At 44.9% G+C, this 21734-nt stretch carries 22 protein-coding genes; 21 read left to right on the plus strand and 1 reads right to left on the minus strand.

What is annotated here, in order from left to right:
• From DWW77_RS12810 to rpsA, 13 genes are all read left to right on the plus strand, one after another.
• A complete protein-coding gene (locus DWW77_RS12810; RefSeq protein ID WP_015524863.1) occupies positions 1–786 on the plus strand; it encodes a segregation and condensation protein A in 786 nt (261 codons plus the stop codon).
• Positions 787–809: 23 nt separating this feature from the next.
• Entirely contained in the window at positions 810–1379 is a 570-nt protein-coding gene (gene scpB, locus DWW77_RS12815; protein WP_022426764.1) for an SMC-Scp complex subunit ScpB, read from the plus strand.
• A gap of 72 nt (positions 1380–1451) precedes the next feature.
• Positions 1452–2249: a zinc dependent phospholipase C family protein gene (locus tag DWW77_RS12820; RefSeq protein WP_059085668.1), complete on the plus strand. Its 798-nt coding sequence runs from the start codon at positions 1452–1454 to the stop codon at positions 2247–2249.
• 112 nt (positions 2250–2361) lie between these two features.
• Positions 2362–3585: a D-alanyl-D-alanine carboxypeptidase family protein gene (locus DWW77_RS12825; RefSeq protein WP_235812345.1), complete on the plus strand. Its 1224-nt coding sequence runs from the start codon at positions 2362–2364 to the stop codon at positions 3583–3585.
• A 141-nt stretch (positions 3586–3726) separates the two neighbouring features.
• A complete protein-coding gene (locus DWW77_RS12830) occupies positions 3727–5163 on the plus strand; it encodes an acyl-CoA carboxylase subunit beta (protein ID WP_022426761.1) in 1437 nt (478 codons plus the stop codon).
• Positions 5164–5176: 13 nt separating this feature from the next.
• Positions 5177–5941 carry an OadG family transporter subunit gene (locus DWW77_RS12835; RefSeq protein ID WP_118608839.1) on the plus strand — a complete coding sequence of 255 codons (765 nt, stop codon included), beginning with the start codon at positions 5177–5179 and terminating at the stop codon, positions 5939–5941.
• Positions 5942–5964: 23 nt separating this feature from the next.
• Positions 5965–6345, plus strand: coding sequence for a biotin/lipoyl-containing protein (locus tag DWW77_RS12840; RefSeq protein WP_015524870.1), 381 nt, complete (start codon positions 5965–5967; stop codon positions 6343–6345).
• Positions 6346–6360: 15 nt separating this feature from the next.
• Positions 6361–7509 carry a sodium ion-translocating decarboxylase subunit beta gene (locus DWW77_RS12845; RefSeq protein ID WP_015524871.1) on the plus strand — a complete coding sequence of 383 codons (1149 nt, stop codon included), beginning with the start codon at positions 6361–6363 and terminating at the stop codon, positions 7507–7509.
• A gap of 36 nt (positions 7510–7545) precedes the next feature.
• A complete protein-coding gene (locus DWW77_RS12850) occupies positions 7546–8958 on the plus strand; it encodes an oxaloacetate decarboxylase subunit alpha (RefSeq protein ID WP_118608840.1) in 1413 nt (470 codons plus the stop codon).
• Between the two features lie 103 nt (positions 8959–9061).
• Positions 9062–10291, plus strand: a complete 1230-nt coding sequence (locus tag DWW77_RS12855; protein WP_118608841.1) for a BaiN/RdsA family NAD(P)/FAD-dependent oxidoreductase — start codon at positions 9062–9064, stop codon at positions 10289–10291.
• A gap of 27 nt (positions 10292–10318) precedes the next feature.
• Positions 10319–10981 carry a (d)CMP kinase gene (gene cmk, locus DWW77_RS12860; protein WP_118062939.1) on the plus strand — a complete coding sequence of 221 codons (663 nt, stop codon included), beginning with the start codon at positions 10319–10321 and terminating at the stop codon, positions 10979–10981.
• On the plus strand, positions 10981–11847 hold the full coding sequence (gene ispH, locus DWW77_RS12865; RefSeq protein WP_118062937.1) for a 4-hydroxy-3-methylbut-2-enyl diphosphate reductase: 867 nt from the start codon (positions 10981–10983) through the stop codon (positions 11845–11847). Before cmk ends, ispH begins: the two co-directional genes overlap by 1 nt.
• Positions 11828–12904, plus strand: a complete 1077-nt coding sequence (rpsA, locus tag DWW77_RS12870) for a 30S ribosomal protein S1 (protein ID WP_015524876.1) — start codon at positions 11828–11830, stop codon at positions 12902–12904. The genes ispH and rpsA overlap by 20 nt, the downstream gene beginning before the upstream one ends.
• Positions 12905–13003: 99 nt before the next feature.
• On the opposite strand, the gene DWW77_RS12875 is transcribed toward rpsA, so the two are convergent.
• On the minus strand, positions 13004–14023 hold the full coding sequence (locus tag DWW77_RS12875) for a ribonuclease H-like domain-containing protein (protein ID WP_118608842.1): 1020 nt from the start codon (positions 14021–14023) through the stop codon (positions 13004–13006).
• 479 nt (positions 14024–14502) lie between these two features.
• Here DWW77_RS12875 and rsxC point away from each other — a divergent pair, with 479 nt between their 5' ends.
• The 8 genes from rsxC (at position 14503) to ruvA (ending at position 21566) form a co-directional block, all read left to right on the plus strand.
• A complete protein-coding gene (gene rsxC / locus DWW77_RS12880; protein ID WP_021650509.1) occupies positions 14503–15828 on the plus strand; it encodes an electron transport complex subunit RsxC in 1326 nt (441 codons plus the stop codon).
• Positions 15829–15842: 14 nt separating this feature from the next.
• Positions 15843–16820 carry an RnfABCDGE type electron transport complex subunit D gene (locus DWW77_RS12885; protein ID WP_021650508.1) on the plus strand — a complete coding sequence of 326 codons (978 nt, stop codon included), beginning with the start codon at positions 15843–15845 and terminating at the stop codon, positions 16818–16820.
• On the plus strand, positions 16820–17398 hold the full coding sequence (locus tag DWW77_RS12890; RefSeq protein WP_118608843.1) for an RnfABCDGE type electron transport complex subunit G: 579 nt from the start codon (positions 16820–16822) through the stop codon (positions 17396–17398). The genes DWW77_RS12885 and DWW77_RS12890 overlap by 1 nt, the downstream gene beginning before the upstream one ends.
• Before the next feature lie 14 nt (positions 17399–17412).
• A complete protein-coding gene (gene rsxE / locus DWW77_RS12895) occupies positions 17413–18117 on the plus strand; it encodes an electron transport complex subunit RsxE (RefSeq protein WP_015524883.1) in 705 nt (234 codons plus the stop codon).
• Between the two features lie 16 nt (positions 18118–18133).
• Complete coding sequence (locus tag DWW77_RS12900; RefSeq protein WP_015524884.1) at positions 18134–18709, plus strand: electron transport complex protein RnfA; 576 nt, start codon at positions 18134–18136, stop codon at positions 18707–18709.
• A gap of 13 nt (positions 18710–18722) precedes the next feature.
• A complete protein-coding gene (locus DWW77_RS12905) occupies positions 18723–19514 on the plus strand; it encodes an RnfABCDGE type electron transport complex subunit B (RefSeq protein ID WP_118608844.1) in 792 nt (263 codons plus the stop codon).
• Positions 19515–19743: 229 nt separating this feature from the next.
• Positions 19744–20808: a tryptophan--tRNA ligase gene (gene trpS, locus DWW77_RS12910; RefSeq protein WP_015524886.1), complete on the plus strand. Its 1065-nt coding sequence runs from the start codon at positions 19744–19746 to the stop codon at positions 20806–20808.
• A gap of 146 nt (positions 20809–20954) precedes the next feature.
• Positions 20955–21566 (plus strand): Holliday junction branch migration protein RuvA, encoded by a 612-nt coding sequence (ruvA, locus tag DWW77_RS12915; protein WP_022426699.1) that lies wholly within the window; start codon positions 20955–20957, stop codon positions 21564–21566.
• Positions 21567–21734: the final 168 nt, after the last annotated feature.

Consider the following 21734-nt stretch of genomic DNA (forward strand, 5'->3'; position numbering starts at 1 on the left):
ATGGCATTATCTGTTAAGCTGAATGTATTTGAAGGCCCGCTGGATCTTCTGCTTCACCTGATCGACAAAAACAAGATCGATATCTATGATATTCCTATTGTGGAGATCACAGATCAGTATATGGAATATCTGCATTCCATGGAAAAAGAAGATCTGGGGATCATGAGTGAATTTCTTGTCATGGCAGCTACTCTTCTGGATATCAAATGTAAAATGCTTCTTCCGAAAGAAGTGAATGAGGAAGGAGAAGAGGAGGACCCCAGAGCAGAGCTTGTGCAGAAGCTGCTGGAATATAAGATGTACAAATATATGTCCTATGAATTACGGGACAGGCTTGGAGATGCGGCAGGGGTTTATTACCGAAAACAGGATCTTCCGGAAGAAGTGCTGCAGTATACTCCACCGTCTGATCCCCAGGAACTTCTCCGGGGTCTGACACTGGAGCGGATGAGTGCAATCTATCAGGCTTTGATCCGCAGACAGGAAAATAAGATCGATCCGATCCGAAGTAAATTCGGAAGGATCGAAAAAGAGGAAATATCACTTTCCGATAAATTGCTGGAAATGAAGGAATATGCAAAAGCTCACCGGAAATTCAGCTTTCGCAGGCTGATGGAAAACCAGCATTCCAAAATACAGCTGATCGTGACCTTTCTGGCGATTCTGGAACTGATGAAGATGGGACATGTTCATGCAGAACAGGAAGATCTTTTTGATGATATTCATGTGGAAGTTATCACGGATCCGGACACATGGAAGAATCTGACAGAGTTCGCAGATGAATAATATAGTAGGAATGAGGACAATAAGTGGAAATCAAACGAATTGAAGGAGAAATCGAAGCCATCCTGTTTGCAATGGGAGAAGCAGTGGAATTACCCCGTATTGCCAGAGCGATCCGTCAGGATCCGACAACAACGGAAAATATCATCCGAAATATGATGATTCGTTATCAGGAAGAAGAGCGGGGGATCCAGATCATAGAGCTCGAAAACTCCTTTCAGCTTTGTACAAAAAAAGAATACTATGATTCTCTTATCCGGATCGCAGCGCAGCCAAAGAAACCCACGCTGACAGACGTTATGCTTGAAACCCTTTCGATCATTGCCTACAAACAGCCCGTTACAAAAGCAGAGATTGAAAAGATCCGAGGGGTAAAATGTGATCATGCCATCAATAAACTGATGGATTATGATCTGGTGAGAGAACTTGGACGTCTGGATGCTCCGGGTCGCCCGATCCTCCTGGGAACCACCGAAGAATTTCTGCGCTGCTTTGGTGTCCAGGGGCTGGAAGACCTTCCGGAAATGGATCCGGTCCAGCTGGAGGATTTCAAGGCGGAAGCAGAGGAAGAGATCCAGCTGAAGCTGGACGTATAACAAATAACACGGACAGATGCCGGCTGACGGGACCTGTCGGACAGATCAGAAAACAGAAGAGGAGTGACGAAAATGCCCACAACATACGCACATGATCTTTTTGGAAAAAGGGTTTACCGGAAACTTTCCGCAAAATTACAGCATCTGATCCGAAGCAACGGAAATCTGTACCGGATCGGACAGCATGGTCCGGATATCCTGTTTTATTATTTTATATCCAAAAATCCGGTGACACAGTACGGAGTGCAGATGCATGGACGGAAAGCAAGAGAATTCTTTGAAAAGGGCATGGCGAAGGTCCGGGAGGAAAAAAATCCTGCACTGATGGCTTACCTGCTGGGGTTCGGATGTCATTATATCCTGGATTCTACCTGTCATCCTTACGTCAATCAGGTAGCTGCCGAGGGGAAAGTCTCACATACGCTCTTTGAGAAGGAATTTGATCGCATGCTGATGTATGAAACCGGCAAAGATCCATTGCGTTTTTATCCGTCTCATGGGATCCGTGCCAGTTTTCTCAGTGCATGGACGATCCACCAGGTATTGCCGGCGATCCGTACCTGGAACATTTATCTGTCATTGAAAATGATGAAGATATTCACCTGTATTTTGGTATGTGATGATGGAGGAAGGAAGAGACGCCTTTCGGAACATGCCCTTTCCCCCGCAGGAAAAAAGATATCTGCGTTTATTACCGAATTTTTTATGAGCCCGGAGCCAGAGATCGACTGTAAGGAGGAGCTTCTTAAACTGGACAGTCTGATGGAAGAGGCGCTTGCCAAGGCGCCAGATATGCTGGAAGAGCTTGCTGCACTTGCAGTCAGGCCAGGACATCTTTCTGACAGATGGGATCTGACCTTTAACGGATGATCGATCCCGGCAGACAACAGATACAAGTGATATCTGAATGCTATCCCCGCATAAAATTAAATATAACAGTTACTGTAAACAGTTATATGAACCGTGTACGGGGTGATGCATTATGAGCAAACGGCGTATGGCCGCTGTCGTGCTGGTGACAGCGGTCCTTATTATTTGTCAGATCTTTCCGGTAAAGGCGGCAGATGACGAAAATCTATATGCACTTTCTGCAGTTCTTATGGATGGGGAGAACGGCCGTGTGCTGTACGGAAAAGAAGCATACAAAGGACGGCCGAATGCCAGCACCACAAAGGTAATGACCTGTATTCTTGCTCTGGAGCTGGCAAAGGGAGATGATTACGTACAGGTTTCCGGGAATGCGGCATCTCAGCCACAGACACGTCTTGGCATGCGGGAAGGCCAGCAGTTTTATCTGGAGGATCTTCTCTATTCACTGATGCTGAAAAGCCATAATGATTCCGCAGTGGCCATCGCGGAACATATCGGTGGCTCCGTAGAAGGTTTTGCAGAGAAGATGAATGAAAAAGCAAAAGAGCTGGGATGTAAGGACACACATTTTGTTACACCCAATGGTCTGGATGGAGAAGATGAAGGCGGTATCCATCATACAACAGCCCGGGATCTTGCCTTGATCATGGCGTATGCAATAAAAAATGCAACATTTGTCCATATTACCCAGACTAGAGATTATACTTTCACGGATATCTCAGGAAAAAAGCATTATTCGGTACATAATACCAATGCTTTCCTGGATATGGAAACAGGAGTGATCTCCGGAAAAACAGGATTTACAGGAAATGCCGGATATTGTTATGTCTGCGCAGTCCGACAGGACGAGCGATTATTTATCGTGGCTCTTCTGGGATGCGGATGGCCCGGAAATAAAAATTATAAATGGAGCGATACTAAGAAGCTCCTTTCCTATGGCAGGGAAAATTATCAGTATATGATGCTGCCGGAGCTTCCGCAGCTGCCTGAGATCCCGGTAACAGAAGCAGCACCGGGAAAAGAAGATCCATATCCGCAAAAGTCCGATCATTCCGGATATCCTCCCAAACAGGTTATGCTGAAAATACACGCAGTACTTTCTGAAAAAGATCGTGAGAAAAGATATCTTCTGAAAAAAACAGAAACGATCACATGGGAAACGGAGCTTCCGGATAAGCTCCCGGCACCAATACAGAAAAACCAGAAGATCGGTACACTCCATGCAAAGCTCAACGGAAAAGAACTCCTTTCCTGCCTTGTAACCGCCGATGACAAAATCGACAGAATTACCTATAAATGGTATGTGGATAAAGTATTTAAGGATTATTTCCATTAATTTAGCGACCCCTGGCATATGTCAGGGGTTAATTTTTTAACGTTCGTGACGAAAAGTATTGAATTTTCTGCAAAAAAAAGGTACAATTATACTCGGCTGAATTTTTGGTTATATTAATAAAAAAATGGAGGGCATAGTATAATGAGTAATGCGACACAAAGCGTAGCGGCTGCAAGGATCGATTCCCTGCTTGACGCCAACAGTTTTGTTGAGATCGGACAGGCTGTCACAGCCAGAGCTACGGATTTCAACATGACTGAAAAAAAAGCACCTTCAGACGGTGTGATCACCGGATATGGTGTGATTGACGGCAGTCTGGTGTATGTATACAGCCAGGATGCATCTGTACTGAACGGAACAGTTGGTGAGATGCATGCCAAAAAGATCGCCAAAATTTATGATCTCGCTCTGAAAGTTGGAGCACCGGTTATCGGTCTTGTAGACTGTGCGGGACTTCGTCTTCAGGAGGCTACCGATGCACTTGAGGCATTTGGTGAGATCTATCTGAAACAGACACTGGCATCCGGTGTTATTCCACAGATCACTGCTGTTTTCGGAACATGCGGCGGTGGAATGGCAGTTGTACCGGCTCTTACAGACTTTACATTTGTAGAGGAGAAGAAGGGCAGACTGTTTGTAAACACTCCAAATGCACTGGAAGGAAACAGAGTGGAAAAATGCGATTCAGCTTCCGCACAGTTCCAGAGCGAGGAGACAGGACTTGTTGACGGCATCGGAACAGAAGAGGAGATCCTTGGACAGATCCGTACACTGGTCAGCATGCTTCCAGAGAACAATGAAGACAATGACAGCTTCAAGGAATGCACAGATGACCTGAACAGAGTATGTGATGATATTGCAGGCTGCACAGGCGACACAGCTATTGCGCTTTCAAGAATCGCTGATAATGGTGAGTTTTTTGAAACAAAGGCAGCTTACGGCCAGGATGTCGTAACAGGCTTCCTTCGTCTGAACGGAGCTACCGTTGGCGCTGTTGCAAACAGAAGCGAATCTTACGATGCTGATGGCAATAAGACAGAGATTTCCGACGGAACTCTTTCTGCAAGAGGTGCAAGAAAAGCAGCAGACTTCGTAAAATTCTGTGATGCTTTTGAGATTCCGGTACTTACTCTTACTAATGTAACAGGATTTAAAGCTACACTCTGCAATGAGAAGATGATGGCTAAATCTGTGGGTGAGATGGTACATGCTTTTGCATCTGCGACTGTACCGAAGGTAAATGTTGTAATTGGTAAAGCATACGGAACTGCATACGTTGCCATGAACAGCAAATCTGTCGGAGCAGATATGGTTTATGCATGGGATACAGCTGAGATCGGTATGATGGATGCTTCCCTTGCAGCAAAGATCATGTATGAGGGAGCTGACGCTTCTACACTGAATGAGAAGGCAGCTGAGTACAAAGAACTCCAGAACGGTATCGCATCTGCAGCAGCAAGAGGATATGTGGATACTGTGATCAAAGCAGAAGATACAAGAAAATATGTAATCGGTGCTTTTGAGATGCTGTTCACAAAAAGGGAAGACCGTCCATCCAAAAAGCATGGAACAGTCTAAGTGAGGTGAGCGTATGAGACAGTTTTATAAAAAGATCTCTTCTGTCTGCATGGCACTTCTTTGCGTAGCTGCACTTCTGATCGGATGCACAGCTACTGCATGGGCTGCTGATGAGATTGATGATTCTGTAAAGAGTCAGCTTGTCACAACAACCAAGGGCCTGACGGATGCGATCATCGCAATGTCCGAGGATGATATCCAGGGATATCTGGAATCAGAGGATGCTTTCACACAGAGTGCTGCAAGTGCATGGGATGGCTCCAGAGAAGAGCTTGGTGAGAAAAAAGGTGATATCGAGGAGAAAGATATCACAGTGGAGTATTCCGATGATCAGTATACCGTTGTTGTTCCGGTATCCTTCGAGAAAAACAAAGCGAATTTCACTTATGTATTTGATAAATCAGGAACACCGACTTCTCTTACTGTTGATGTGAATTATACACTGGCACAGAATATGGAGAAGGCAGCCCTGAACACACTGATGGGTCTTGGTACCGTATTTGTGATCCTGGCATTCCTGATCTTTGTGATCTCTCTTTTCAAATATATTCCTGGCCTTGTGGAAGGAAAGAAAAAAGAGAGCGCACCGGCACCGGCAGCAGCAGCACCGGCACCAGCCGCTGCAGCACCAGTTGCTGAGCCAGTCGTAGAGGATGTTACAGATGATGATGAGCTTGTTGCCGTGATTGCAGCAGCGATTGCTGCTTCTGAAGGAAAGACAAGCACAGACGGATTTGTAGTCCGCTCCATCCGTAAGATCAACCGCAGAAAAAGATAATCATTATTTAGGAGGATTTTAAAATGAAGAGTTATACAATTACTGTTAACGGAACAGCATATGAAGTTACTGTAGAAGAGAACGGAAACGCAGCAGCTCCAGTTGCAGCAGCACCTAAGGCAGCAGCACCGGCACCTAAGGCAGCACCGGCAGCAGCACCTAAGGCAGCAGCACCGGCAGCAGGCGCAGGTTCTGTTAAGGTTTCCGCAGCCGTTCCTGGAAAAGTTGTAAAAATCGTTGCATCTGTTGGACAGAGCGTAAAAGCTGGTGACAGCGTAGTGATCGTTGAGTCCATGAAGATGGAGATCCCGGTTGTTGCTCCTCAGGATGGAACAATCGCCAGCATCGATGTTGCAGAGGGTGCTGCCGTTGAAAATGGAGATACTCTTGCAACAATGAACTAAACAGGAGGTAGACAAATGTCTTATGTAACAAATACCCTGTCAAACCTGATCCATCAGACAGCATTTTTCAACCTTACCTGGGGAAACTACCTGATGATCGCAGTGGCATGTGTGTTCTTATATCTTGCCATTAAACATGGTTTTGAGCCGCTGCTGTTGGTTCCGATCGCTTTTGGTATGCTTCTGGTAAATATTTATCCGGACATTATGCTGAGCATTGAGGATTCATCCAATGGCGTTGGCGGACTTCTTCATTATTTTTACTTAATGGATGAGTGGAGTATTCTTCCTTCACTGATCTTCCTGGGTGTCGGTGCGATGACAGACTTCGGTCCGCTGATTGCAAACCCGATCAGCTTCCTGATGGGAGCAGCTGCACAGCTTGGTATTTACCTTGCATACTTCCTTGCAATTTTCCTTGGATTTAATGGTAAAGCAGCAGCAGCGATCTCTATCATCGGTGGTGCTGACGGCCCGACTTCCATTTTCCTTGCAGGTAAGCTTGGACAGTCTTCTCTTATGGGACCGATCGCAGTAGCAGCATATTCCTATATGTCCCTGGTACCGATCATCCAGCCTCCGATCATGAAGGCTTTCACAACAGAGAAAGAGCGTAAGATCAAAATGGCGCAGCTCCGTCCTGTTACAAAACTTGAGAAGATCCTTTTCCCGATCGTTATCACAATCGTTGTTTGCCTGATCCTTCCGACAACAGCTCCCCTTGTTGGTATGCTGATGCTCGGAAACCTGTTCCGTGAGTCCGGAGTTGTTAAACAGCTTTCTGAAACAGCTTCCAACGCTCTTATGTACATCGTAGTAATCCTTCTCGGAACATCTGTAGGTGCTTCCACAAGTGCTGAGGCGTTCCTGAACGTAGATACACTGAAGATCGTAGTTCTTGGTCTTGTTGCCTTTGCCTGCGGTACTTTTGGTGGTGTTATGCTTGGTAAGCTTCTCTGCAAGGTTACTCACGGAAAGATCAATCCTCTGATCGGATCAGCCGGTGTTTCTGCCGTTCCTATGGCAGCCCGTGTATCCCAGAAGGTTGGTGCTGAGGCAGATCCTACAAACTTCCTGCTGATGCATGCGATGGGACCGAACGTTGCTGGTGTTATCGGTACAGCGGTTGCTGCCGGTACATTCATGGCGATCTTTGGCGTCTAACCCATTGTCTTATAAAATTTTGTAAGGAGAATAATTATGGCAGAAATAGAGAAAAAACCTGTGAAAGTTGTGGAAACGATCCTGCGTGACGCTCATCAGTCCCTGATCGCTACACGTATGAGCACAGAGCAGATGCTTCCGATCATTGAGAAGCTTGATAAAGTCGGCTACTATGCAGTAGAGTGCTGGGGCGGTGCTACTTTCGATGCTTCCTTACGTTTCCTGAAAGAGGATCCGTGGGAAAGACTTCGTAAGCTTCGCGACGGCTTCAAAAATACAAAACTTCAGATGCTGTTCCGTGGACAGAATATCCTTGGATATCGTCCATATGCAGATGATGTAGTAGAATATTTTGTACAGAAATCCGCAGCTAACGGTATCGATATCATTCGTATCTTTGACTGTATGAATGACCTTCGTAACCTTCAGACAGCTGTAAAGGCAGCAAACAAGGAAAAAGCACATGCACAGGTTGCAATGGCTTACACACTTGGAGATGCTTACACACTGGATTACTGGACAGACCTTGCAAAACGTATCGAGGATATGGGTGCAGATTCCATCTGTATCAAAGATATGGCAGGACTTCTTGTTCCGTACAAGGCTACAGAGCTTGTTCAGGCTCTCAAAGAGACTGTTAAGATCCCGATCGATCTTCATTCTCACTATACATCCGGTGTTGCTTCCATGACATACATGAAAGCAGTAGAGGCTGGCGTTGACATCATCGACACAGCTATGTCACCATTTGCGCTTGGAACATCCCAGCCGGCAACAGAGGTTATGGTTGAGACCTTCAAGGGAACACCATATGATACAGGATTTGATCAGCAGCTTCTCGCTGAGATCGCTGACTACTTCCGTCCGATGCGTGATGAGGCTCTTGATACAGGTCTTCTCAATCCGAAGAACCTTGGTGTAAACATCAAGACTCTTCTGTATCAGGTACCAGGCGGAATGCTTTCCAACCTGACATCACAGCTGAAAGAGCAGCATGCCGAGGATAAATTCTACGAAGTACTTGAGGAAGTTCCGCGTGTACGTAAAGACCTTGGTGAGCCACCGCTTGTTACACCGTCCTCTCAGATCGTTGGTACACAGGCTGTATTTAACGTGATCATGGGCGAGCGTTACAAGGTTGTCACAAAAGAGACAAAAGACGTGTTAAGTGGTAAGTATGGCGCAACAGCCAGACCGTTCAATCCGGAAGTACAGAAAAAATGTATCGGAGATATTGAACCGATCACATGCCGTCCGGCAGATCTTCTGGAGGATGAGCTTGATAAGCTTGAGAGCGAGATGGTACAGTACAAGGAGCAGGATGAGGATGTTCTCACATATGCACTGTTCCCGCAGGTTGCCATGGACTTCTTTAAATATCGCCAGGCTCAGAAGACAAAAGTTGATGAGACTGTAGCAGATACCAAGAACGGCGCATACCCGGTATAAAGCACACATAGAAATGCAGATGCATTTCAAAACAGGAAAAGGAGCTTGCTGTATGCAGGCTCCTTTGTGCATAAAAAAGATAAAAAAGGCAGGATAACAGGTAATGTCCAAAGTTGCGATCATAGGCGGCGGTGCCGCCGGAATGCTCTGCGGTGTATATGCTGCGCGCAGAGGACACCAGGTTCACATACTGGAAAAAAATGAGAAACTCGGAAAAAAGCTTTTCATCACCGGAAAGGGACGATGCAACGTCACCAATGATTCCGATACCGAAGAACTTTTTCCGGCAGTGATGTCAAACCGCAAATTTCTTTACAGTGCTTTCTACACCTATGGAAGCAGAGATGTGATGGAATTTTTTGAGGAGGCAGGAGTGCCGCTGAAAACAGAGCGTGGAAACCGGGTTTTTCCGGTATCGGATCATTCATCAGATATTATCCGTGCGCTTGAGCGGGAACTGAAAAAATCCGGAGCGCAGATCCATCTTCATACAGAGGTAAAGGAAGTTTGTACACAGGATGAAAAAGTTACCGGTGTATTACTTTCGGACGGTACCTTTTTTGAAGCGGATACTGTGGTAGTTGCCACAGGAGGGCTTTCCTACCCGTCCACAGGTTCCACAGGAGATGGATATCGTTTTGCTGCTGAAACGGGACATAAAGTTGTTTCCCAGTCACCATCACTGGTACCACTGGTGGCAAAAGAAGATTATGTCTCCAAACTTCAGGGCCTTTCCCTTCGGAATGTGGAGCTTACAGTAAAATCCGGCAAAAAAGTTCTCTATAAAGATTTCGGCGAGATGATGTTTACTCATTTCGGAGTGACAGGACCGCTGATCCTTTCCGCCAGTGCCCAGATCGGCAAAAAGCTGGAAAAGGAGCCTTTGGAGGCTTTCCTGGATCTGAAGCCGGCGCTTGATGCAGAACAGCTTGACGCCCGGATCCTGCGTGAATTTGATGCAAATCATAACAAGCAATTTAAAAATGTGATCGGTGTTCTTTTTCCGTCTTCTCTGACTCCGATCATGATCGAAATTGGCGGTATCCCCGGGGAAAAACCGGTACATGAGATCTCCAGGGAAGAGCGTCAGGCTTTTGGCCGTCTGATCAAAGCTTTTCCATTTACGATCACGGGAATGGGAGAGTTTAAGGAAGCGATCATCACAAGAGGCGGTGTGTCAGTAAAAGAGATACAGCCATCCACGATGGAATCCAAAAAAGTAAAAAATCTGTATTTTACAGGCGAAGTGCTTGACCTGGATGCAGTGACCGGTGGCTATAATCTTCAGATCGCGTGGTCTACAGCATATGCGGCAGCACAGGCGATCGAATAACAGAAAAGAGGAAGGGAGCATTTGATTATGGGTATTAATATTGCAATTGACGGACCGGCAGGTGCAGGAAAAAGCACAATTGCAAAAAAAGTGGCAAAGGAGCTGTCCTTTATCTATGTAGATACAGGAGCAATGTACCGGGCCATGGCATTTTATCTTCTGGAAAAAGGAATCAGCGGTGATGAAAATATCTCCAAAGCATGTCATGATGCAGATATTTCTATCCGTTACGAGAATGGAGAACAGCAGGTGATTCTTAATGGAAAGAATGTAACGGCATTTCTCCGTAAGGAAGAGGTTGGAAATATGGCATCGGTAAGTTCTGCCAATCCGGAAGTGCGCGCGCATCTTCTGAAACTGCAGCGCAACCTTGCGGCCGAGAACAATGTAGTTATGGACGGAAGAGATATCGGAACCACTATTCTTCCCAATGCAGAAGTAAAAATCTTTTTGACTGCAAGTGCCAAAACCCGCGCAAACAGAAGATATCTGGAACTTACAGAGAAGGGTGAAGCCTGCGATATGGATGAGATCCTGAAAGATATCATTGACAGAGATGAGAGAGATATGAGCCGCGCCGTTTCCCCGCTTAAACAGGCAGAGGATGCAGTTCTTGTTGATTCTTCAGAGATGGGGATTGAGGAAGTGGTTGAGAGTATCCTTTCTGTATACAGGAAAAAGGTGAATTGATGAAGGTAAAAGTTGCAGAAACTGCCGGATTCTGTTTTGGCGTACAGAGAGCAGTAGACCGTGTTTATGACCTGATCGGTTCCGATGCTGCACCGATCTACACACTGGGCCCGATCATCCATAATGAGGAAGTCGTCTCAGATCTGGAAAAAAAAGGCGTGGCTGTGATCAGCGAGGAGGATCTTGCCACTTTAAAAGATGGCACCGTTGTGATACGTTCCCACGGAGTCGGCCGTAAAGTCTATGACAAGATTAAAAAATATGGCCTCGGGTATGTGGATGTCACCTGTCCTTTTGTGCTGAAGATCCACAAGATCGTTGAGAGAGAAAGTGCCAGAGGTGCCCATATTGTGATCATTGGTGACCCGGATCACCCGGAAGTTCAGGGAATCTGCGGATGGTGTCAGGGACCGTACACTGTGATCAAAAATGCCGAAGATGCTGAAAGATTCACCATTTCTCCGGAAAAAGAAGTGTGTGTAGTGTCACAGACGACATTTAATTACAACAAATTTCAAGAATTAGTTGAAATTCTTCGCAAAAAGAGTTATGATAATAATGTTTTAAATATTTTAAATATTTTAAACACTATTTGTAATGCTACCGAAGAACGGCAGAAAGAAGCTAAAGCGATAGCCGGAGAGGTAGACACTATGCTGGTCGTAGGTGGCCGACATAGCTCCAATACTCAAAAGCTGTTTGAAATATGTAAAAAGGAATGTGGAAATACTTACTATATACAAACACCTGTAGACTTGGATTCTGAAATGTTCCAATGCAGTAGTTGTGTAGGTATTACAGCAGGGGCTTCCACCCCAAAGAAAATTATTGAGGAGGTTCAAGAACATGTCAGAGTTAAGTTTTGAACAGATGCTGGAAGATTCCGTAAAAACAATCAGAAATGGAGAGATCGTACAGGGTACCGTCATCGATGTTAAAGATGATGAGATCATCCTGAATATCGGCTATAAAGCAGACGGTATCATCACAAAGAACGAGTACACAAACGATTCAAGCGTTGTGCTTACAGACGTTGTTAAACCTGGCGATACCATGGAAGCAAAGGTTCTCAAAGTAAACGACGGAGAGGGACAGGTTACACTTACCTACAAACGTCTTGCAGCAGAGAAAGGCAACAAACGTCTTGAGGAGGCATTTGAGAACCAGGAGGTTCTGAAGGCTCCTGTAACACAGGTACTTGACGGTGGTCTTTGTGTCAATGTTGAGGAAGCAAGAGTATTCATTCCTGCAAGCCTTGTATCTGACACATATGAGAAAGATCTTTCCAAATATGCAGATCAGGAGATCGAGTTCGTTATCACAGAGTTCAACCCAAGAAGACGCCGTATCATCGGTAACCGCAAACAGCTTCTTCTTGCTGAGAAAGCTGAGAAACAGAAAGAGCTTCTTGCTAAGATCAACGTAGGCGATAAAGTTGAGGGTGTTGTTAAGAATGTTACAGATTTCGGTGCATTCATTGACCTCGGCGGAGCAGACGGACTTCTTCACATCTCTGAGATGTCCTGGGGCAGAGTAGAGAATCCGAAGAAGGTATTCAACGTAGGTGATAAAGTTACAGTTCTTATCAAAGATATCAACGGAGACAAGATCGCACTTTCCCTTAAATTCCCGGAGGAGAACCCATGGCTTACAGCTGCTGAGGACTTCGCAGTAGGAAACGTAGTAAAGGGCAAAGTTGCACGTATGACAGATTTCGGTGCATTTGTTGAGCTTGCACCTGGAGTAGATGCTCTTCTTCATGTATCTCAGATCTCCAGAGAGCACGTTGCGAAACCATCTGATGTACTTTCCATCGGTCAGGAGATCGAGGCTAAGGTTGTTGATTTCAATGGCGAAGACAGAAAGATCAGCCTCAGCATGAAAGCACTCGAGGATAATTCTGCAGAGCAGACAGAGGAGTAATTTCTCAGAAGCTGTACAGCAGTTGAATATTTTGAATTTCAGAGGCCGTCACATTTATTGTGACGGCCTTTTTTTGATTGGAATTGCGTAACAGAGATATTATTTAAGAACAGAAAGATAATATGGCAGGCAGTGTTTCAGATAGGTTTTCTGTTTTAAAGAATCATGAAGAAAAGCTTCTGTTACAGGAAACCAGGTGTAACAGTTGTCCCTTTTGGCAGGCCTTCGGAGCTTTTTATCCATGCAGGCACTTAAGGTTTTTGGTATTGCAGTGTCTTCGGAAGGGATGTAATCGTAATCTTTATAATTGGAATAATATTGCTTTAAACGTCCATTTTGAAGCTTCACAAGAAGACGAACACGGTTATTCTGTCCGATTATGTAGAATTCTTCACTATGATTTGAAAATTCAACAGGCAGATCGTAATGCATTCTAATTGTAAAGGCCAATTGATCGTCTTGAATTTCACAATCCAGTGCTTCGTAATCTTCATTGAAAAGAGCAAGATAGGATAGCATGGAGAATATTTTTCCAAGTCCCAGAAGATCTTCCCGGTTATGCCCCATAACGATCTCTGCCGCTTCCGGTTTCTTTCCGGAAGCGAATTGTTTGTAGAGGCGGATGCAGGCACCCCCATCACAGTAGTTCCGTTCAGTGATACCGAGAAATGATTCCATAGAAGGCTGATTCATCCGTGAAAGCTTCAGAAGTCCCTTGAGCGGCTTTAGTTCCCGGTAAAGGTCCAAAGAAGGCAGCTTTGCAAAAGGGGAAGGCAGTCCGTGGATCTGATATCGTGCATCCAGATAAGGCTGGTCAAAGCTGTCACCGTTATATTGGATCGTACATGAAAAATCCTGAAGGAATCCAGAAAATGTTTTCAGAAGTTCAGATTCTTCCTCTTCGTTTTCAATCATCCACTGGTACATCTGCCAGTTGTTTTCTTCGTAGGCTACAGCACCGATCAGATACAGAAAAGTGGAATTTCGTGATAGTCCTGTAGTTTCAATATCATAGAAAAGCGGTACAAAGCGCTCTGAAAATCTATGGTTTTTAGTCAATTTTTTAACAGTCTCAAAGTCTGGAAACCCTTGTAAAATCGGCATTTTTTTAACGATCATGTTAATTTTCTCCTTTATGGATTGTATCTGATTATACACAAAAAAATTGCTTTTCAATAGTGCAATTTAAAGTGAAATGAGTTATAGTTATTAGTAGAGTTGATGATAAAAAACAGGAAATGGTACTGAATTTATGTAGGGATTGACAGTGAAAAAATGACTATTATCGCTTCATAAATTGGTTATTCATTTACAGCTTTTTTACGAGCTGGTGAATATCTTCTACCGAAGTATATCACAGGATTGTGTCTGGATTCAATCTTTCATACATATCCTGCTCAAAGCAGAAGCTACTTTGTTACTGTTCGCTGGTAATGTTTCGCGAAATGATTTATGGGAGCGAAGTAGATCTTGTTTGTCTTGGATGAAATAAGAAAAGGAAAATCAGAAACACAGAATCAACTTTAAAAAAGAGTATATGCGCAACGCAGAAATACCATGTACATGTACTTGCAAAAATAAAGGAGGAGATGAGATCTATGGCATTTTTAACCTTCAGGGGTGGTATCCATCCTTATGACGGCAAAGATTTGTCAAAAAACTGTCCTGTCGAGAAGTATCTGCCGAAGGGAGATCTGGCAATTCTTGTTTCTCAGCACATCGGAGCTCCGGCCAAGCCGATCGTAAAAAAAGGTGATCATGTGCTTGCAGGACAGAAAATCGCAGAAGCAGGAGGATTTGTTTCCGCACCGATACACTCGTCTGTATCAGGAACCGTAAAGGGAATCGAGAAACGTCTGACCGCAGTAGGCGCCATGGGTGATGCAATCATCATTGAGAATGACGGTCTGTACGAATCTGTGGAATATGCACCTGCAAAGCTTTCGGATCTTTCCAAGGAGGATATCTTGAAAAGGATTCAGGAAGGCGGAGTTGTTGGTCAGGGTGGTGCAGGTTTCCCGACACATGTAAAGCTTTCACCAAAGGAACCTGACAAGATCGATCATATCCTGGTCAACGGTGCGGAATGTGAGCCTTATATTACCAGTGACTACCGAAGGATGATGGAAGAACCGGAAAGCATTGTTGGTGGTCTGGAAGTAATCCTGAAAGCTTTCCCGAAGGCAGTGGGATGTATCTGTATCGAGGACAACAAACCGGATTGTATTGCCAGGATGAAAGAAGCCATCAAAGGCAAAGAGCGTATGGAAGTAAAAGAGCTTAAGACCAAATACCCTCAGGGTGGTGAGCGTACACTGATCTATGCGGTAACAGGCAGAGAGATCAATTCCACTATGCTTCCGGCAGATGTAGGATGCGTGGTTGATAACGTAGAGACCGTCACTTCTGTTTATAAGGCAGTGATCCTTGGACAGCCGGTCATCAGCCGTAATGTAACGGTTACCGGAGATGGTATCCGTACACCGAAGAACTTTTCCGTTCTTACAGGCACAGATCTGTCTGAACTGGTAGATGCTGCAGGCGGACTGAAGGAAAAGATCGCAAAAGCAATCTCCGGCGGACCGATGATGGGATTTGCGCTGTATGATCTTCATATTCCATGTACGAAGACAACTTCTTCCCTGCTTTTCCTGGAGCGTGACGCAGTTTCCGAGGCGAAGCAGATCCAGACTGCATGTATCAATTGCGGACGTTGTGTAAGCGTCTGTCCGGGCCATGTGGTTCCGGCCCGCCTTGCAACTCTTGCAGAACACGGTGATATGGCAGGCTTCGAAAAAATGGATGGTATGGAATGCTGCGAGTGCGGCTGCTGCAGTTACATCTGTCCGGCCAAACGACCTCTGACTCAGAGTATTAAATCTATGAGAAAAATGGTTCTTGCAGAGCGCAAGAAAAAGAAATAGGGGGAGGAATAACAATGGAACAAATGTATAACGTATCATCTAATCCCCATATCAGGGATAAAATGACCACCAGCCGTATTATGCAGCTGGTAGTGATCGCACTTCTGCCGACAACACTTTTCGGTATTTGGAACTTTGGAGTGCATGCACTCCTTGTAGTGCTGGCGACGGTTGCATCCAGTGTGTTTTTTGAATGGCTGTATGACCGACTGATGCATAAAAAGAATACAACTACTGATTTCAGTGCAGTTGTAACAGGACTTCTGCTTGCACTGAACATGCCGCCCCAGATCCCGATCTGGATGCCGATCCTTGGCAGTGCTTTTGCGATCATTGTTGTAAAACAGCTGTTCGGTGGACTTGGACAGAACTTTATGAACCCGGCTCTTGCAGGAAGATGTTTCCTTATGATCTCTTTTGCCGGAAAAATGACCAACTTTGCAGTTTCCAAAAGCTCCCATGCTGTTGTAGATGCGGTTACACAGGCAACACCTCTGGCAGCGCTTAAAAGCCAGGGATTCATTGAGGGGACTTCTATTCCTGTAAAGAATCTGTTCCTTGGTAATATCCAGGGTACCATCGGTGAGACTTCTGCCCTGGCGATCCTCATCGGTGCAGTGATCCTTCTCGCATTTAAGATCATCGATCTGAAGGTACCTCTTACATATATTGGAAGTTTTGCAGTATTTGTCATTTTCTATATGTTGGGAACAGGAAAAGGCTTTGATGTAAACTATCTTTTCAGCCATATCTTTGGAGGAGGTCTGATGCTTGGAGCCTGGTTTATGGCAACCGATTATGTGACAACGCCGATCACTCCGAAAGGTCAGCTGGTATATGGCTGCTGCCTCGGTATCGTGACAGCGGTATTCCGTCTCTTTGGTGGTTCCGCAGAGGGTGTTTCCTATGCGATCATTTTCTGCAATCTTCTGGTTCCGCTTATTGAAAAAGTAACAAAACCGGTTGCTTTTGGAAAAGGAGGCAAGAAATAATGGGTAAGATTATCAGAAATACATTGATCCTTACAATCATTACAGTAGTTGCCGGCCTTGGCCTTGGACTGGTTTACGAAGTTACCAAAGAACCCATTGCAAGAACCGAGGAACAGGCAAAAAAAGAAGCATGGCAGACTGTATTCAGTGATGTAAGCCTGGAAGATTTTAAAGCTGTAGATGTAGACAAGGAAGCAGCAGATAAAACAGTTGCAGATCTTGGAATCAAAGCAATCGTAGATGAAGTCTGTGAAGCAGCAGATGAAGGCTATGTAGTAACTGTAACCGATAAAGAGGGTTACGGCGGTGATATCCAGATCACAGTTGGTGTAACAAAAGACGGTACCGTCAGCGGCGTTTCCATTCTTTCCATCAGTGAGACTGCCGGACTTGGAATGCGTGCTACAGAAGCGAAGTTCCAGGAACAGTATGTTGGAAAGAATACCGATAAATTCTATGTATCCAAGGACGGCGGCGAAGGTGAGCCTATTGATGCTATCAGTGGTGCGACCATCACATCCAGAGCTTTTACCGGTGCAGTCAATACAGCTATCGGCTATTGCAAAAACGCATTTTAGGAGGGTAGTTGAATATGAATAATTGTGGTGAAAGATTAAAAAACGGCATTATAACCGAAAATCCGATTTTCGTCCTGATGCTTGGTATGTGTCCTACCCTTGCGGTAACGACTTCTGCGATCAATGGTATTGGTATGGGACTTTCCACAACCGTAGTTCTGGTTATGTCAAACATGCTCATCTCCATGCTGCGTAAGGTTATTCCGGACTCCGTCAGAATGCCGGCCTTTATCGTAGTTGTAGCATCTTTTGTAACTATCGTACAGTTTCTGATGGAAGGCTTTACTCCTTCTCTTTATGAGTCACTTGGAATTTACATTCCACTGATCGTTGTTAACTGTATCATTCTGGGACGTGCAGAGAGTTATGCTTCCAAGAACCCTGTCCTTCCGTCTATCTTTGACGGACTTGGAATGGGTCTTGGCTTTACAGTGGGCCTGGTTGCCATTGGTCTTGTAAGAGAGATCCTTGGTTCCGGAAAGGCTTTCGGAGCACAGATCATTCCGGTTGCTGATGCAGCTACCGGTGCTGCCGGCTATACCCCGATCACTATCTTTATCCTTGCACCTGGAGCATTTCTGGTTCTTGCCGGACTTGCAGCGATCCAGAACAAAGTAAAGATCAACATGGCAAAGAAGGGCAAAGATGTTTCCAAGATCCAGTCCGGCTGTGGCTCCAATTGTGCGACCTGCGGCGGATGTCCTTCCGACAAAGAATAAAAAGGGGGAATAGAAAATGGCAAGCTTGATGTTGATCGCAATTGGTTCTGCGCTTTGCAGTAACGTTGTATTGAGTCAGTTCCTGGGAATCTGTTCTTTCCTTGGAGTTTCCAAGAAAACAGAAACCGCAGCCGGCATGGGTGGTGCAGTTGTGTTTGTTATTACTATTGCATCTTTTGTTGCAGGACTGCTTTATAAATTCATCCTGGTACCGACCCATTTTGAGTATCTGAAAACGATCGTATTTATCCTGGTTATCGCGGCACTGGTACAGATCGTAGAAATGTTTCTCAAGAAATTTGTACCATCCCTTTACAAGGCACTTGGTGTATACCTTCCTCTGATCACAACAAACTGTGCAGTTCTTGGTGTAGCACTGAACAATGTTAAATATGAATACAGCATTCTTGAAAGTGTTGTCAACGGATTTGCCACAGGTGTAGGTTACCTGATCGCAATTGTATTACTTGCGGGAATCCGTGAAAAAATGGAATACAACGATATTCCGGAATCCTTCCAGGGTATGCCGATCGTTCTGCTTACGGCAGCACTGATGGCTATTGCATTCTTTGGATTCTCCGGAATCGTATAGGAGGAAGAAGAGCATGAGTATAACAGGAATTATTATGGCTGCAGTCATTGTCGGCGGTACTGGTTTATTCATTGGTATCTTCCTCGGACTTGCAGACAAGAAATTAACCGTTAAGGTAGATGAAAAGGAAGAAGCCATTCTCGGCGTTCTTCCGGGAAATAACTGTGGTGGTTGTGGATATCCGGGATGTTCCGGACTCGCTGCCGCAATTGCAAAGGGAGAAGCTCCTGTAGATCAGTGTCCGGTTGGCGGTGCTCCTGTTGCAGCCAAGATTGGCGCGATCATGGGACAGGAAGTAAAAGAAACCGCACGTCAGGTTGCTTTTGTAAAATGTGCGGGAACCTGTGATAAGACGACTGTGAAATATGAGTACACAGGTGTGGAAGACTGCGAGATGATGGCTTTCATCCCTGGCAGCGGTGCAAAAAACTGTACATTTGGATGTATGGGCTTCGGAAGCTGTGTAAAGGCATGTCCATTTGATGCGATCCATATAGTGAATGGTATCGCGGTCGTAGATCAGGAAGCATGTAAAGCCTGTGGCAAATGTGTTGCCAAATGTCCGCGTCACCTGATCGAGCTGGTACCATATGACAAACAGACACGTGTAGCCTGCAGCTCCCACGCAAAAGGTAAGGCAGTTACAGCTGCCTGTGAGCTTGGCTGTATTGGCTGTAAAAAATGTGAAAAGAATTGTCCGTCCGAGGCGATCACAGTTACCGATTTCTGTGCACACATTGATTATGATAAGTGTACAGGCTGCGGTAAATGTAAGGAAGTTTGCCCAAGACATGTGATTCTGTAAAACAAAAAAGAACTGCCTGTCACGGAAGTTTTCCGAGTGATATGGCAGTTCTTTTTTTGGAATAAAGCATGTTGTGCCCGATAATGCATAAATAAAATAAATACATACAAACTTTTGGTTATATTTCAATGAAAAATTGCAGTTTCCGGTTAAAAATATTTGACCGGTGAATTTCAAGGGGCTATAATAGGATATAAATATTCAGTATACTTCAAGGAGAACGAAATTCATGAGTAAGATTATTTTAACTGGCGACCGCCCGACGGGGCGCCTTCATGTAGGTCATTATGTTGGATCTCTGGCAGAGCGTGTGAAGCTGCAGAATTCCGGCTTATATGATGAGATTTATATTATGATCGCAGATGCCCAGGCACTTACAGATAATGCAGAGCATCCGGAGAAAGTACGTCATAACATTCTTCAGGTTGCTCTGGACTATCTGGCATGCGGGCTTGATCCGGAGAAATCCAATATTTTTATCCAGTCCATGGTTCCGGAGCTGACAGAACTTACCTTTTATTATATGAATCTGGTTACGGTAGCACGAGTACAGCGTAATCCTACCGTTAAATCCGAGATTAAGATGCGTAATTTTGAAGCCAGCATTCCGGTAGGCTTTTTCTGCTATCCGATCAGTCAGGCTGCTGATATTACTGCTTTCCGTGCAACACATGTACCGGTAGGTGAAGATCAGCTTCCGATGCTTGAGCAGTGCAAGGAGATCGTCCATAAATTCAATACCGTTTACGGTGATACGCTGACAGATCCGGAAATTGTTCTTTCTTCCAATAAAGCATGCTTACGTCTTCCGGGAATTGACGGAAAGGCTAAGATGAGTAAATCTCTCGGAAACTGCATCTATCTGTCTGATGAAGAAGATGTTGTGAAGAAAAAGATCATGTCCATGTTTACAGATCCGAACCATCTTCGTGTTCAGGATCCTGGTCGTGTAGAGGGAAATCCGGTATTTATCTATCTGGATGCCTTTAGCCGCCCGGAACATTTTGCTGAATTTCTGCCAGAGTATCAGAATCTGGATGAACTTAAGGCTCACTATCAGAGAGGTGGCCTTGGTGATGTGAAAGTCAAGAAGTTCCTGAATAATGTTATGCAGGCAGAGCTTGGACCGATCCGTGAAAGAAGGAAAATGTGGGAGCAGCGAACCGAAGATGTGTTCGATATCCTGAAAGCCGGTACAGAGGTTGCCAGAGAAAAAGCTGCCGCAACGCTTCATGATGTCCGTTCTTCTATGCGGATCAATTATTTTGAGGATCAGGATTTCCTTAATCAGTGATAGAAAACAGCGAGAGGAATCACAGGCTTGTATACAGGATCAACCCGGAGATTGTATTCCGGGTTGATTTTTTTTGAAAATTATGTTACTATTGCGTTCATATGGGAAACAGATGTTCAGCTGTTTCAGGGAAGGAGCCTTGAGATTTGATTTCTTTTGTAAAAGGTACTGTAGCAGATATCGGTGAAAATTGTCTGGTTGTGGAAAATGGCGGAATTGGTTATGAGATTTATATGACAGGACAGGATCTTGGGAAAGCACGGATAGGCGATGAAAAGAAGATCCATACCTTTCTCTATGTGCGGGAGGATATTCTACAACTATATGGTTTTTTTTCGAAGGATGATCTTGGCATGTTCAAGCTTCTGATCGGTGTCAACGGAGTCGGACCTAAAGGCGCTCTGGGTATCCTTTCCGGGATCAGTGCAGACGAGCTTCGTTTTGCAGTGCTTTCCGATGATGTAAAAACAATCTCCAAGGCCCCTGGAATCGGGAAAAAGACAGCCCAGAAAATGATCCTGGAGCTGAAAGACAAGCTGAAGTTGGAAGATGCTTTTGAGATGAAACTGGCGCATCAGCAGGAAGAAGCAGCTGAGGGAGCATCTGATCTGAGGGATAGTCGTCAGGAAGCGGTGGAGGCGCTTGTCGCATTAGGATACAGTTCTGCAGATGCCCTTCGTGCAGTACGAAAGGTACCGGAAGATGTGCCGGCAGATGATGTAGAAGCAATTCTTCGGGCTGCACTGAAAAATTTTTAACAAATGTAGCAAGAATTCTCCCACCTCTTCAGATGGTGAGATGAATTGCACATCTGAGCATATCTGCTCAAAAAAATCTCTATAGTATAAAAGAAACACTTGTTCTCCTTTCCCTGATGTAGTATACTGAAAAAGAACAATTAGTTCATAAATACATATCCGTCGATA

This window comes from Ruminococcus sp. AF17-12 (assembly GCF_003479245.1).
Taxonomy (GTDB): domain Bacteria; phylum Bacillota; class Clostridia; order Lachnospirales; family Lachnospiraceae; genus Blautia_A; species Blautia_A fusiformis.